Annotated in this window: 13 protein-coding genes; 10 read left to right on the forward strand and 3 right to left on the reverse strand. The window is 47.3% G+C overall.

Annotated elements, in window-relative coordinates:
• The 5 genes from AXFE_RS09810 to AXFE_RS09830 all read left to right on the forward strand — a co-directional run.
• Positions 1-650 (forward strand): IS1634 family transposase (locus AXFE_RS09810; protein WP_160291810.1); only part of this gene is annotated, 650 nt, incomplete at its 5' end.
• A 127-nt stretch (positions 651-777) separates the two neighbouring features.
• Positions 778-1,623: a hypothetical protein gene (locus tag AXFE_RS09815; protein WP_152626012.1), complete on the forward strand. Its 846-nt coding sequence runs from the start codon at positions 778-780 to the stop codon at positions 1,621-1,623.
• A gap of 607 nt (positions 1,624-2,230) precedes the next feature.
• Complete coding sequence (locus AXFE_RS19990; protein WP_160291811.1) at positions 2,231-2,386, forward strand: hypothetical protein; 156 nt, start codon at positions 2,231-2,233, stop codon at positions 2,384-2,386.
• Between the two features lie 428 nt (positions 2,387-2,814).
• Positions 2,815-3,318: a hypothetical protein gene (locus tag AXFE_RS09825; protein ID WP_152626013.1), complete on the forward strand. Its 504-nt coding sequence runs from the start codon at positions 2,815-2,817 to the stop codon at positions 3,316-3,318.
• The gene (locus AXFE_RS09830; protein WP_052605691.1) at positions 3,315-3,545 is read left to right on the forward strand and encodes a hypothetical protein; all 231 of its coding nucleotides are present in this window, start codon (positions 3,315-3,317) and stop codon (positions 3,543-3,545) included. The genes AXFE_RS09825 and AXFE_RS09830 overlap by 4 nt, the downstream gene beginning before the upstream one ends.
• 872 nt (positions 3,546-4,417) lie before the next feature.
• Here the strand turns inward: AXFE_RS09830 and AXFE_RS19995 are convergent.
• Positions 4,418-4,588, reverse strand: a complete 171-nt coding sequence (locus AXFE_RS19995; RefSeq protein WP_160291812.1) for a hypothetical protein — start codon at positions 4,586-4,588, stop codon at positions 4,418-4,420.
• 526 nt (positions 4,589-5,114) lie between these two features.
• Between AXFE_RS19995 and AXFE_RS09845 the strand changes: the two genes are divergently transcribed.
• The 4 genes from AXFE_RS09845 (at position 5,115) to AXFE_RS09860 (ending at position 10,200) form a co-directional block, all read left to right on the forward strand.
• Complete coding sequence (locus AXFE_RS09845; protein WP_283770448.1) at positions 5,115-6,497, forward strand: glutamine synthetase family protein; 1,383 nt, start codon at positions 5,115-5,117, stop codon at positions 6,495-6,497.
• Positions 6,498-6,504: 7 nt separating this feature from the next.
• On the forward strand, positions 6,505-7,872 hold the full coding sequence (locus tag AXFE_RS09850; protein ID WP_052605694.1) for an aldehyde dehydrogenase family protein: 1,368 nt from the start codon (positions 6,505-6,507) through the stop codon (positions 7,870-7,872).
• A 145-nt stretch (positions 7,873-8,017) separates the two neighbouring features.
• Positions 8,018-8,782, forward strand: coding sequence for a 3-oxoacyl-ACP reductase (locus AXFE_RS09855; RefSeq protein ID WP_052605695.1), 765 nt, complete (start codon positions 8,018-8,020; stop codon positions 8,780-8,782).
• Between the two features lie 551 nt (positions 8,783-9,333).
• The gene (locus tag AXFE_RS09860; protein WP_160291813.1) at positions 9,334-10,200 is read left to right on the forward strand and encodes a YgfZ/GcvT domain-containing protein; all 867 of its coding nucleotides are present in this window, start codon (positions 9,334-9,336) and stop codon (positions 10,198-10,200) included.
• Positions 10,201-10,233: 33 nt separating this feature from the next.
• Here AXFE_RS09860 and AXFE_RS09865 read toward each other — a convergent pair whose 3' ends face one another.
• Both AXFE_RS09865 and AXFE_RS09870 read right to left on the reverse strand, forming a co-directional pair.
• On the reverse strand, positions 10,234-11,598 hold the full coding sequence (locus AXFE_RS09865) for a HAMP domain-containing sensor histidine kinase (protein WP_052605697.1): 1,365 nt from the start codon (positions 11,596-11,598) through the stop codon (positions 10,234-10,236).
• Between the two features lie 82 nt (positions 11,599-11,680).
• A complete protein-coding gene (locus AXFE_RS09870) occupies positions 11,681-12,367 on the reverse strand; it encodes a response regulator transcription factor (RefSeq protein ID WP_200891254.1) in 687 nt (228 codons plus the stop codon).
• A gap of 674 nt (positions 12,368-13,041) precedes the next feature.
• On the opposite strand from AXFE_RS09870, the gene trpC reads away from it, so the two are divergent.
• Positions 13,042-13,839: an indole-3-glycerol phosphate synthase TrpC gene (trpC, locus tag AXFE_RS09880; protein ID WP_052605699.1), complete on the forward strand. Its 798-nt coding sequence runs from the start codon at positions 13,042-13,044 to the stop codon at positions 13,837-13,839.
• Positions 13,840-13,845: the final 6 nt, after the last annotated feature.

Genomic DNA, 13,845 nt, shown 5'->3' on the forward strand with positions numbered 1-13,845 from the left:
CGTTGAATACCTCAATCACAAAGGGTTCTATATCTAAGACCACAGTTGTCTCAGAGCGTATCGGACGCATCAAGGCCAAGTACCCAAGTATTGCTTCCAAATACGAGATATCCCTTGAATATCATCAAGACCATGGCAAGATCATCAAAAAGAGACGCTTTGACAAAGTAATCAATCTCACTATTACAGAAAAACCCACTAAAGCCAAAGATGATAATCTCCAAGGAGCCTACGTCATAGACACCAGCCATAGCGAGCTAGATGCAGGTGAGATCTGGAATATCTATACGACTCTCACTAAAGTAGAAGATGCCTTTAGATCCCTCAAGAGTGATCTTGGACTTCGACCGGTCTATCATCAACTAGCTAGCCGAACTGCTGCTCACCTCTTCATCTCAGTACTTGCCTATCACCTCCTTAGTGCCATTGAGCTGACCTTGAGGCAAAATAACGATAAGAGAAGATGGTCAACCATTAAAGAGCAACTCAACAGTCACCGCCGAGCCACCATAGTTCTTACATCAGATAAAGGCGTTGTCTATCACATCCGCACTAGTGGTGTTTCTGAGCCGGTTCACAAAGAGATCTACCGTCTCTTAGGAGTTAGTGATCCCCTTAAACGGATAAAGACCATTGCGACGCATTTGTAGTGTCCCAACGTAAGACCACATACTCAACTAGCTGGGAGAATAGGTTGATTTTCGGAAAGATGGGCTAAGTTCAGAATTGCTCCTTCTCGCCTCGAAAGAGCTACCCAGAGTCAAACCGTACAATGGATTGGTAATTCTCGAGGATGGAACTATAGCCACTAAGGATTTTGCCGGCTCTCGTCCGGGTAATGTCCTTGAAAAATCAGAGCAGATGCCGTCGCATTTAGTGGTTCTGGAGCCAGATAGTCTTGAGATGTTGGATGAGATCGAACTCTCAGAGCCATCGATAGCCAGAATAAGTTCAGTCGCTAACGATATCTATGTTGCTGGCGATCGGACCTTGATGCGGGTTCGATTTCGAGGCAAATTGGAGTTGGACTCGGAGTTTTTGCCTTTATATAAGACCACCGAGAGTCAAGGATCAGCTTGGGATGTGGTTGTGGGGGACTCTAGTGCCTGGTTTTTAGATAACGGAGATGATTCCTATCGCTATAACGGCACCCTTATAGGTGTTGGAACTTTGTCAAGTGAGGTCCGATTGTTTCGAGTGGATTTGGTATCGGGCCAAGTTACATCGGGGCGAATTAGTGACCTGTCCAAGGGTGTTGTGGCCAATCCTCCGCTTGTAGATTTTGAACGTCGGATCGCAGTTGGATATGACTCCGGAAATGGCATTGTTACGGCCTTCGACTTTGATGACTTGGGAAATATGACTCAGAGATGGAGCCGTTCCCAAAATCACGGTGGCCATATGGTCTACCTCAGAGACGAGGGGTTGGTGGTAAGCGATGACTATGATCTGGAGCGAAATATCGCACAAATGGTAATTTTGGAGATTGAAAGCGGTGACGAGGTCGTCAGGGTTGACACCGGTAGTCCCGTTCAGTCAGTCCTCTTCCCGGCTGTAGGTTTCAACCACGACCTGTATCTGTGCACTTTTTCTACCATTAGCCGTATCGCATTTTGTGACTAATCTGAGCTCGAGGTGGTCGCTGTCGGCTACCTCGAGAGTTATTTTGTCGGCTCTGCTAAGGCTTGCATAGGTCACTCGTACTACAAAACCGCTAAGTAACTCTGATGGATTAGTAACTCCGACCAATAGGAGGGGCATTTCGGATTTGACTGTGACTAGGGGTTGAAATTCCCTATTTATGAAGTCGCTTTAGAGGCGATCGGCTTTAAATGGTTCATCAATTGCTAGTTAGATTGTTGCGTTCATGAATAGGCAGATGAGATTATCTTGAACTTCAAATGGTGTATTTGATACATCTAAAGCCAAGCAAGTGTCGGTGAGAGTGGAGAGTATTGATGATGAAAAGATGTTCAACAAAGGCGTGATTATTGCGTGTTTTTGGCACAAACGAGTGTGAAGGTGCCACATGAGCACAAGAATCTTAAGTTGCTAAAGCTAATATTGTCGAGATCAATCGTGAATTAGTAAACATCTCTGAGCTGGAATTATAGTAACCGATTGCCAGAATGTACCATTGAATTTGAATTATAAATATTTATTTTGCTCCAACAAATCTCACCGCTGTTTGATCTGTTACCGTTTCAAGGATCAAACGAGGCGGTGACGGGTGGCTTTGAATTTCGGCCTACAACAAGAACTAGACAAAGAGATCTCTAAGGTGCCTTTGACTACGGGCTTTTCGAAGCCGCTACTGCTAATTGACCAAAATGCCTTTATGGATTCTGGCCTATTGTCCCCAATGCGAGACAGCCACCTGATTTAGAAATCACATTCTGCCCGGACAATTAGATTGGTACCTTTTAGGTCTGCTAAGTCAGACTTTTTCCCAATGGCTAAGTATTTGCAAGGAAGCTCGCAATGCTTACACTTGGAGAAAGTTGTTCGCCACATCGATTTCGCTACATCTATCATTTCTTTGGGTGTTTTATAAGCCGGAAAGACCACAATCTAAGTATCTTTTGTGAGTAATCTGCTAAAAAATTACACCCGAAAAACCGAAAAATCATCTTTTGGGCAGATGCCGAGCCCAAAATAATTAGCTAGCGTTACTCCTAGTGTTCTATGACTACGGAGGTTAGCTTCGAATGTGGTGGTAACCATGGGGATGCTTTATGGCAGAATCAATAAATCAAGGGCTTATCCACGATAGGTGAACTCGCTCTACCAGCCGTATTGACGAACGCTATCAGCATGATAGCTAATAACAAAGAGGGGATGTTTACGGTGGGTATTAAAAGAATAACAGGAAGGATCGCAGTTGGTTTGGGGGCATTGGCGGTTCTATCTAGTGCAGCGACCTTCGTATCGGCACCCCTAGCAGCAAGCGCATCCCAACTTTCTTCGATCCCACTTCCCAAACCGAACTTACTTATAGGCGGAGGCGGAACTACATATTTCAGTGGTCCTGCGACTTACGGTCCAAATAATCTGCACCTTTGCACAGAAACTAACTACGATTTGGCTAGGTTCGGTCCGGTAAGTTTTTGCGCATCGGACGTTCCGTTGGTCAAGCTGCTTGTGGAAGCTGGTGGGGCATGTCTTTTCGCAGGCTTTGGAGTGATAGCGTTGGGTTCCAGCGAGATTCAGACAGCAGGAGTTCAATTCGCTGTGGGCTGTGCATCTGAGACTGGTGCATGGGGTTGGATTATGGCTATTGGATCTCTAGCGAGTCCTGCGCATACGGCGAGACCATGATGGCGAAGGTGAATGTGTTTCGCGTCGGCAAAGAACTTGGATTGTGGATTTTCCTTGTCTTCTTTGGATCTACTGCGTTGGTGCTTATTTTTTACCATGTTGGTCACGGATTTCAGTTAGAGATTCTTCTCGACTTAGTTGTCACGATCGTGACGTACGGCATTCTCTATCACAGAGTCAAAGGTGAACTGCAGGCACTTAAGGCGACTCAAGAAGATGAGATTTAATCTAAAAACCTACAGATACAACGGTCGGAGCTGTGCTTGTCGTCAAGGGAGTGGAGATCCGCAAAATCAATTCCAAGCTGAATGGATTGGGCTCGTAGGTGCTCAACCTGCACATTCAGCTCGATAGATATATGAGAGAGGGCGGACAATGAATTTCAAAGGCGTCCGTAAATTCATGCGGAACGATCCTCATATCCGACGCATAATCCTGGCAATGGTGACCTTCCCGTTTTTTATGCTTCTTTACTTAAACATCCCTATGAAATCGGTCAGAGTTATCGTTTTATGGGGTTTGTACTTGCTGGTGTTTGAAAATGTATTTCGGCCGGTACCTGAGGATTCGCTCCCTAAAGGATATAAAGTGATCTGGCGCAGCAGGCAAGGTAAAGAGGCAGGAATTCCTCTGGGATCCTTGGAACTCTTTGTTTCGCGAATTTTTCACCGCAGCACCACGGGGACCAGGTAAAAGCGAGCTCCTTTTAAAACCAAAGTACCGAGAGTTGCGAGATTCGGGTTGCCTTGTAGTGCTAGATATCGGTACCCTGGTAGATCTGTAATTGTAGATAGTAGTTTTGTGCGACACCTCTACAGTGCGTTATTTTGTGGAGCCGCCCGAGAGACGGGCATTCACCATGGCGCTAAAGCCGATGGGAAAATGGGACCTAAATTATCTAGCTGAGCGAATGCTTATCAGCAACGGCCGCAACGACTTGTCCAAGCTTTCGCAACTAGACCCACAAAAGGCTCTTCGTCAACTTTACTCATTATACAAGTTCCACCATCGTAAATGTAGAATTTCTCACGCTCGAGTGTTGACTAGCCAACGACAAGAATGGTTTATTCGCCCGGGTGGTCTCACAGGATCATTGCTACTACCACTCGGCAAATCGGCCGGCCTTAGGGTCGGCCTTCCATCTCTTTGCCCGAAGCCTATATCTAAGTAATCCAGGTACTGTAATGCCGGTCGATCCCTGTGGGTCCACTGCGACTATCTTCCAACGCGTCTCCTTGGCTGTGCCTTGATCACAATCTTGGTTGGCCATGGCTGTTTGGTGGGAGTGGTTTCCATTGAACCTGCACCTCCATTGGGCCAATTACGCGTTGGATCATCACTTCCTCCCTCAGGTAGCACTCTGACGAGCAGGGACTTCAGCTAGCAACGATAGCAAGTAGACCGCCTGGGAGACTCTTAGGAACAAGGTAAAGTTGATTAAGGTTGATTAGCTTTGTGTGGTATCAGCTCCAACTGAAGTACCAACTTTTCGGCATTGGCAGTCAGTCAGTTAGTCAGTCAGTGAGTCGTTGGAGCGTAAATCTATGATGAGGTGTCACATTGTCGCCATGTTTCCTTTGAACGCTAGTGGCGGTATCTTTTCTCCAGAATGATCACAAGAAAAAACCTTTATGGCTGTCTGCTACCTGAAATCATGCTCTTCATATGGTGCCTGGAGATAGGGTTAATTTTTTAGATACTTGTCGTAAATCGCGCACTAGCTTTAGCATTCATTTGGTAGCTTTGATCAACTAATAGGCGTTGAGTCGACAGTGAGATTTTACTAAGGAGAAGTTGTGCCTTATCCCGATTTGAATTTAGGTGATCGTAGCCTTACCTATGAACGACTTCGGTCTGATATCGAACAAGGTGAGATAGACACCATTATCGTTGCGTTTACGGATATGCAGGGAAGGTTGGTGGGAAAGAAGCTATCTGCCTCCTTTTTTCTTTCTGAGGTTGTCGCGAACGGAACCGAGGGTTGCTCCTACCTTCTTGCCTGTGACGTCGACATGAATACGGTATCTGGGTATGAGATAAGCTCGTGGGAGAGTGGCTATGGAGACTTGGTGATGACCTGCGACATGTCTACCCTTCGCTATATTCCTTGGCAACAAAATACCGCGATGGTTCAAGCCGATGTGGTGTGGGAAGACGGTTCGATTCTGAGGCAGGCTCCCCGGTCAATTCTAAAGGCGCAACTCAAGCGTCTAGCCGATCGTGGACTTAGGGCACTTGTCGGAACTGAACTGGAGTTCATCGTCTTTGAGAACTCCTACGAAGAGGCTTGGGAGGAAGGTTATCGAAATCTCAAGCCCGCAAATAAGTACAATGTCGACTACTCCCTCTTGGGGGTCTCAAGGATAGATGGTCTGCTTCGCGAGATCCGCCTTGGAATGACCGGTGCGAACATGGAGGTCGAGTCGGTTAAGGGCGAGTGTAATCTAGGCCAGCACGAGATTGCTTTTCGCTATAGTGACGCACTTAGGACTGCGGATAATCACGTTGTCTACAAGTTGGGTGCCAAGGAGATCGCAGCGGCACGTAAGAAGTCGATAACCTTTATGGCCAAGTTCAACGAGCGGGAAGGATCTTCTTGTCATACCCACCTGTCGATACGTGGTCTTGATGACTCGCTAACAATGGTTGATCCTATTGATCCTAAGAAGCTTTCCAACTTTGGAAGCGCCTTCATCGCAGGCCAGTTGGCGCACATGCGAGAGACGACTCTCTTTATGGCCCCCAATATAAATTCCTATAAACGCTTCGTGGAAGGATCCTTCGCGCCGACGGCCATTGCTTGGGGTATCGATAATCGAACATGCTCCATACGTCTTGTCGGACGTGGCCCTGGTCTGAGATATGAGAACCGCCTGCCCGGTGGGGATGCAAACCCCTATCTAGTTATTGCAGCAATGATCGCTAGTGGCCTTGATGGTGTTGACTCGGGCATGACGCTGGAGGAGCCTTATCCTAAGAGTGCCTATGATGGTGATCTTCCCAGAGTCTCAGATACGCTCAGAAGTGCGCTGGATGACTTTTCATCCTCCGCCTTCAATCGCGCCAGCTTTGGCGATGATGTTGTTGACCACTATGCCAATATGGCCAAGGTCGAATTGGATGCTTTTAATCGTTCCGTGACCGACTGGGAACGATTCAGAAGTTTCGAAAGGATGTAGTTGACAAATGTCTAGTTCTCTTTTTGACGTTGTAAATCCGTCAAATGAATCTCAAATCAGCCAGGTTGTTCGAAATACCCCCGAACAAACTTCGAGGGCAATAGAGCGCTCAACTTCGGCGTTCGCTTCTTGGAAGTTGGTGCCACCATCTCAGAGGGCTGCGTTACTGCGCAATTTCTCCGAGACCGTTCGATCCCACGTCAAGGAATTGGCCGATATTGAGGTGGCAAATTCTGGCCACACTATCTCTAATGCAATTTGGGAAGCCAACAATGTAGCTGACGTTCTTGCCTATTATTCAGGGTCCGTAGAGCGCCTTGGAGGTCGTGAGATTCCTGTGGCTCAAGGTATTGACATTACTTTCAAAGAGCCAATTGGCCCTGTGGGGATAATTGTGCCGTGGAACTTTCCCATGCCGATTGCATCATGGGGCTTTGGGCCCGCTCTAGCAGCTGGGTGCACTGTCGTATTGAAGCCAGCAGAGGTGACTCCACTGACTGCTATCCGATTGGGGGAACTCGCCCTTGAAGCTGGCATCCCAGAGGACGTTTTTCAAGTGGTGACCGGCTCTGGGAGCGACGTTGGCGAAACTATGGTTTTAGACCGAGCAATACGTAAGATTGTCTTTACTGGATCGAGCGCAGTTGGAAGTCGCATACAGAGACTGGCGGCCGATCAAATCAAACGCGTCACCTTGGAGTTGGGTGGAAAGAGTGCCAACATTATCTTTGACGATGCTGACCTTGACAAAGCGGCTGCATCTGCCCCTTCTTCGGTATTTGATAATGCTGGTCAAGATTGTTGTGCTCGTTCTCGGCTGTTGGTACAAGAGAGCATATATGACAAGTTTATGGAGCGTTTTGAAGAGGCGGTCAAAGGGGTGAGGGTCGAGGATCCTAGTCTCGAAACATCACAGATGGGTCCGTTGATTACGGCATCACACAGAGAATCTGTGCGTTCATATGTCGATGAGTCGTTAGTTTTGTTCAAGGGTAGTGCTCCTGAGGGGCCGGGGTTTTGGTACCCACCCACTGTTATCGGCGGTATTGATCCGTCGCATCGCCTATTTCGCGAGGAGATCTTCGGTCCGGTGGTAACGGTTACTAAGTTCAAAGATGAGCAAGAGGCGATAGCGCTCGCAAATGATTCAGACTATGGCCTTTCGGGTTCCATCTGGACGTCCAACCTTGGACGTGGCCTTCGAGTTGCTCGGGGTGTACAAAGTGGGAACCTTTCGGTCAACTCGCATTCATCGGTACGTTACTCTACGCCATTTGGGGGATATAAGATGTCGGGGCTTGGCCGTGAGCTTGGACCGGATGCGCCCGATTCGTTCTGTGAAGTTAAAAATGTCTTTATAAGCACTGAGATATAACCCCTTGGCAAAGAGGCACAGGAGTGGTTGGTTGCCGCCCCAAGGCGATAGCAGCAGCTAATTTTTTGGGTCAAATAAGTAGTTTTAGTAACGATTTGGTGGCTCTGGCTAAGTTCAGGCCGCATTGAGAAGGAGATTTTAGGGAATGCGTCGTTTAGAAGATCGAGTCGCAATAATTACTGGCGGTGCCTCTGGGATAGGAAAGGCTACTCTTGAGAGGTTTGTCTCGGAGGGGGCAAAGGTGGTGGTTGCAGATTTTGACATCACTAGCGCACTCAAGGTGGCCTCAGATTTTGGTGCATTGGCGATTGAGACCGATGTAGCTGATCCTGCGAGCGTTGATGCCATGGTCGGGCAAGTTATAGATCGATTTGGTCGAATCGATATAGCCTTTAATAACGCCGGGATCTCTCCTCCCGATGACGATTCAATCCTTGATACCTCAATCGACGCCTATCAGCGTGTGCAAGATGTCAACCTCAAGTCGGTCTTTCTTTGCTGCAAAGCGGTGCTACCTCATATGTTGGCGGCGAAAAAGGGAAGCATTATCAATACCGCATCCTTTGTCGCAACTTTGGGTGCAGCGACGTCGCAGATCTCTTACACAGCTTCAAAGGGTGGAGTTTTGGCGATGACGCGTGAACTCGGGGTTCAATTTGCGAGATCTGGTGTTCGGGTGAATGCAATTAGCCCTGGACCGATCAACACCCCATTACTTCAAGAGCTATTCGCTAAGGATCCTGAGCGAGCTCAACGACGCCTTGTGCATATCCCGATGGGACGCTTTGGAGAGGCGAGCGAAGTCGCCGCTGCCGTCGCCTTCCTGGCTTCGGACGACGCATCCTTTATGACCGCTTCGAACTTTTTGGTGGATGGAGGCCTGACCGGTGCCTATGTGACGCCGCTTTAGATCATATCTCGAGCAATCATCAGCCTCGGGTTCTGTAGCTTCTATTGGATCGTTTTCAATCGAGCCTTGAATATTTTTCATAAGATTTATGCCATGTCGGCCCTTTGAGTGGTCGTTACGATTTGCAAGGTGAGATGATTTTTTTGATTCAAAGGGCCGCTACCACGAGAACACTTATGTGCTATTTTCGATTTGAGGCTCGCCAAGTTGGTGATGGCAGCCAACTTGGCGATGGTAGCTTTGGGGTAGCACATTGGTCCTTAGATCGATGATGGATTTATGCTTCGTAGGCATCGACGGGAGCGAATCACATCTTCGCTGGCTCGAGAGATAGCGCTAGATTGTTGGATTTTTGGCCCGATATTTTTGGCCCATCAAACAGGACAACTCCGGTGCGGCGGCTTTGGCGTTGGCTGATCATTTGAGGAATGAATTATTTTCAGAACTTAAGCGTTGTAGATAGCACGCATCCGTCTCTTTTGCATTATCTCCTCGTTACTTTGGTGGTATCGAGAGGTCTCGATCATCGAAAAATAGGAATTCTGATAGTTATGTTGTTTTTTAATGTCGCGGTTTCTCTAAATATTTCGGGAGCCGATGCTGCCAAATATCTTCATTCGCAACTATCGGCCGATATCTTGGAACTGGGAGTCGGGGAGACCTCACCAACTCTACTTCTTGAGCCAAATGGCCATCTGGTATCCTTGGCTGAAATCCATAGGATTAGCAAAGATGAATTTGTCCTAATAGTTCCGGCTGCCGCATTGGAGGCAGTGCTAGTGCGATTGCGGATGTTTTTGATTCGAACTAAGGCAACGATCGAAGTAGATAGTTGGCTTAATTTGGTAGTTGATACCGACGACTCATTTTCAGAGAGCGCAATTGCCACCAGCGGATCACTTCCCGGATATTACCAAAAGGCGCGACCATATCGAGACGAGGAATCGGTTCTCGATGGCGCTATTGACCCGAGCTACATCGGCCTTTGTGCGATCTCGAATTGGCCGGTTTCCATCAGAGATATAGCTTTAGGGGCACTTCCTAATTCAATTGGTGAGCTTGGTCGCTATGCCTCATTTACTAAAGGTTGCTATACGGGCCAAGAGTTAGTTGAGAGGGTGGATTCGAGAGGGGCGAAGGCGCCATCGTTGGTAATGGCCTTTGCAGGGACTGGATTTAGTGATGAACTTGGTGCGGAGGTATTTCAGAACTCTAAAGGCGTAGGCTTTGTTACCTCAATAGCGGCGGTTTCCCACGATCTTTTAGAGTTGGCTAAATTGAATCCCAAGATCGTTCTAGATGATCTCTCTAGCTATGAGACCGTCGGCTTTATGAGGGTCACTAGAGCTTTTGTGACAGATAATCTAACCTTCCTGGGCGAAACGGCCAAGGAAGTCAAAGTAGCTGCGATCTTTTGAACTAGCGCTTCCATCGAGTCTTTGTTGTTGAAATTAGAGGTCCAGATTTAAATCTGATCGATCAAAGGCAACCGTCATAGCCGTTCCGGAGCTATTTTCTACAAAGGGAGATTTATAAGAGATCCTACCGTTCATGTTTTGTGCCAGTCGCGATGCAATCAGAAGGCCAAAGCCCGAGCCAACCTCTCTTGCTTTAGTATCTCCAGCTTGGTAAGGGCGTTTGAAAATTGCCTCTTTGGCGGTTTCTGAAATTCCTGGACCATCGTCTGCGATAGTGATTCTTATCTCGTTGTCTTGTATCGAACATGTAAGTGCTATGCGCGTGGCTGCAAACTTGTAGGCGTTATCACCGATGTTGGTCAGAATTTGAATCAATCGATCTGGATCGCCTTGGATCTCAAGATCGGATGAAGTTGAAAAGGGAAGGTATTTAAAGTCGATCTGACTTCGCCTTGCTTTGTCCCCAAGAACCCTTGCTACCTGGTCGGCAATCATCTTGGGGTCAATCTTTTGAATGGAGAGTGAGAAGGTGTTGGCCTGGAGCTTTGCTAGATCTAGTAGATCTCCTACGAGGCGGCTTAGGCGGTTTGCCTGGTTTAGAATCGTCTTGGCACCGTCGTTGGGCTCTACCGCACTATCTATAATCCCTTCTGCGTAACCTTTGATCGATGTCAGAGGCGTTCTAAGATCATGTGAAATCGCAAGGAGAAATTGACTTTGAGCATCCTTTGATTCCGCTAGATCTTGCGCCATCGTATTGATCGACTCGATCAGAAGGTCAAGTTCTTTAAATCTCTGCGGGTCATCTGGAATGCGAGCCTCAAAGTCTCCTTTGGCGATTTTGGAGGTTGTGGCGATTACTCCAAGTATTGGTTTTGTCAATCTGAAGGTCAGCGCCTCAGCTGCAACTATTGCGATAAGGATGGCAGTCAGCATGGTGATCGCTAGGAAGATGATTGCGGTATGAATTGGCGGAATCGCACGGGTGATAACTAAGAGGTTTAACCTAGATTGTGGCGAGCCGACACCGGTATGAATTGGTAGTGCCGCGTATGCAAAGTTTCTAAAGACTCCACTTTGGCCATAGCCTCCAAGGATTTTTGTTGGCGAAAATATCGAGGCGATCAGTGGCCGCGGTAGGTTGAAGAGGGGCATCCCGGTGGTTTGGTTGATTGGAATTAATTTGGCGCCGTCCAAAGCGGCTGCGATCCGGATCAACCTTAGGATTTGAGCATTTGCAATATTTGCTTGGTTGGCGATCGTCTCAACCTCTTTGCTTAGTTGAACGACCGCTCCATGCTGGACTTGGGCCCTTAGGATTAGGACAACTCCGGTTCCCGCAACGATGAGAGCCACTAGTACTACCAATGATATAGTTAGTGCTAGTCGATGTCGCATTTTCTAGGTGACCTTTCATCTTATTGATCTTCGTAAATATCTTTGTTCGTTGCGAGCTACAGTCCTTAGTGGTGATCTTGATTCACTCGAGCCTGTATCCAACTCCCCATAGGGTCACTAAATTCAACTCGTCTTTGAATTTTTTGCGCAACTGTCGAATATGAACGTCGATCGTGCGCTCATCTCCAAACCACTCGACACCCCAAACTGCCTCGAGAATCTGATCTCGATTCAGGGCAATCTTGCGATTCAGTACCAAGTATCGCAGGAGCTCAAATTCCTTAGTGGTAAGAGCAACCTCAATGCCGCTACATGTAACACGGTGTGCGAAGGTGTCAATTTTGATATTTCCAGCCTCCATCTGTGGTGTGGGTGCTGGCGTGGAGGTATCGGTTCGCCGCAGTATCGCCTTTATGCGTGCGATTACTTCCCGAGGTGAAAACGGTTTGGCGACATAGTCGTCTGCTCCTAGCTCAAGTCCTAAAATTCGGTCGATCTCGCCATCTCGAGCCGTGACCACCATTATTGGCACCTGGGATTTACCTCTAATCTCCTTGAGCAATTCAAGGCCATCTACTCCACCTGGTAGACCAAGATCCAATAAGATCAGCGATGGGCTTGCGGTTTCGATTAGTTGGCGAGCGGAATGGGCGTCACCGGCTATTAGGGCTCGGTAGCCTTCTTTTCGAAGATAGCTGTTTAAAAGGTCAGCGATATCGGGATCGTCTTCGATGATTGCAATCGTTAGCACATTTTGGCTATTTGTCAATTGGTTCCGCCTTGATGGTCTTGCCTGTCACTTAAACTAGATGGAGATGTTTAGGAAAATATGATCAATGAGGTTCATCAGTGACTTTTAGGATATCTGATGAGCTTTTTGGATCGTGACTTCCTTTAGGGCGTTTATATAATTGGAATTTAAGAGTCGCTAGATCGGTGCTTTTGATTTGGAGTTAATTGTAGTCAAATAGATACAAATCAATAGTCGTACCTTAAATAGCTCTATTTCAGTTATTAGTTTTTTGCCTTTGCCCACATAAGCGGAATCCTGGATAAATCCTCCACGACCCTTATGTGTCTCTCGTCTAAAGTATTTTTCGCTCAAAATCAAAGAGTTCAAATGATTCGGGTACGCCAACCTAATGGGCCACCTTCTAGGCTTTTAGCGATTTATAGACAACGCAAGGCTTTTCAGTTTGGCAGTCGCGCCCCTTGTAGGATCTATTCGAATTGCCACATCTTTCGATTTCGAGACGATTCTCATAAAATGTAAGGATGCATACCTCTCTAGAGATTGATCCATGGAATTGATAGATGGGCAGAATACAGCCAATCCTCGCATTTGGCTCTTCTTGGGAGGTTTAGTGCTTTGGTCTGGCTAGCCTTGGGTGCAACCCATTTTGGAAATTAAAGTTTTAAAGACAAAGGTAGATCTGATCGTAAGTGGGCGTTGAAGGCACATACTTAGAAAAGATAATGCAATGGCATCGAGATCGATCAAAGGCTGATCGTCGTGATCGAAGAGATCTCCGTGATCAAGCTTTGGAAATAAAGGCTCCACCGTCTCTGGCGGGTGCCCTCCGGCAAGATCTGGGTGTATCTGTAATTGCAGAGTGTAAGAGGCGATCGCCCTCACGGGGGGAACTAAATGAAATCAGAGATCCACTAGCTCTTGCGACCATGTATAGCCAAGGCGGAGCTAGGGCAATTTCAGTTCTAACCGATCGTGAGTTCTTCAGTGGTTCTTTGGATGACCTAGATGTCGTAGCTTCTTCATTGCCGATTGCTATATTGCGCAAGGACTTTACTGTAGATGAAAGAGATATCTACGATGCGAAGATTCACGGTGCCAGCGCAGTTCTTTTGATCGTCGCTGGTTTAGAGGCCAATGAGCTTAGAGACCTACATTCTTGTGCTCTCGAAGTTGGGTTGGATGTTTTAGTAGAGACGCACGATGAGGCCGAGATTGAGATAGCACTGGCCATCGGGGCCCAAATTATCGGAATAAATCAGCGTAATTTGAGAGATTTTTCGATCGACACCTATCTTGCAAGTCGTCTTGCTCCACTAATTGGATCGTCGGCTATCAAGGTGGCTGAATCTGGCGTCTCCACACCGATGCAGATGAGCGAGCTTTTGGCGGCCGGTTTTGATGCAGCTTTAATTGGTGAATCACTTGTTCGCTCGGGGTCTCCTAGGAATAGCACTGCCGAATTTGTTTTAAGTGGCCAACCAAGTTAGGGCGTT

Origin of the sequence: Acidithrix ferrooxidans (assembly GCF_000949295.1) — a bacterium.
Lineage (GTDB): Bacteria > Actinomycetota > Acidimicrobiia > Acidimicrobiales > Acidimicrobiaceae > Acidithrix > Acidithrix ferrooxidans.

Coding starts and splice junctions, on each gene's coding strand:
- AXFE_RS09825 (WP_152626013.1), top strand. CDS start 2,815: ATGATAGCTAATAACAAAGAGGGGATGTTTACGGTGGGTATTAAAAGA.
- AXFE_RS09830 (WP_052605691.1), top strand. CDS start 3,315: ATGATGGCGAAGGTGAATGTGTTTCGCGTCGGCAAAGAACTTGGATTG.
- AXFE_RS19995 (WP_160291812.1), bottom strand. CDS start 4,588: ATGGCCAACCAAGATTGTGATCAAGGCACAGCCAAGGAGACGCGTTGG.
- AXFE_RS09850 (WP_052605694.1), top strand. CDS start 6,505: ATGTCTAGTTCTCTTTTTGACGTTGTAAATCCGTCAAATGAATCTCAA.
- AXFE_RS09855 (WP_052605695.1), top strand. CDS start 8,018: ATGCGTCGTTTAGAAGATCGAGTCGCAATAATTACTGGCGGTGCCTCT.
- AXFE_RS09860 (WP_160291813.1), top strand. CDS start 9,334: ATGTTGTTTTTTAATGTCGCGGTTTCTCTAAATATTTCGGGAGCCGAT.
- AXFE_RS09865 (WP_052605697.1), bottom strand. CDS start 11,598: ATGCGACATCGACTAGCACTAACTATATCATTGGTAGTACTAGTGGCT.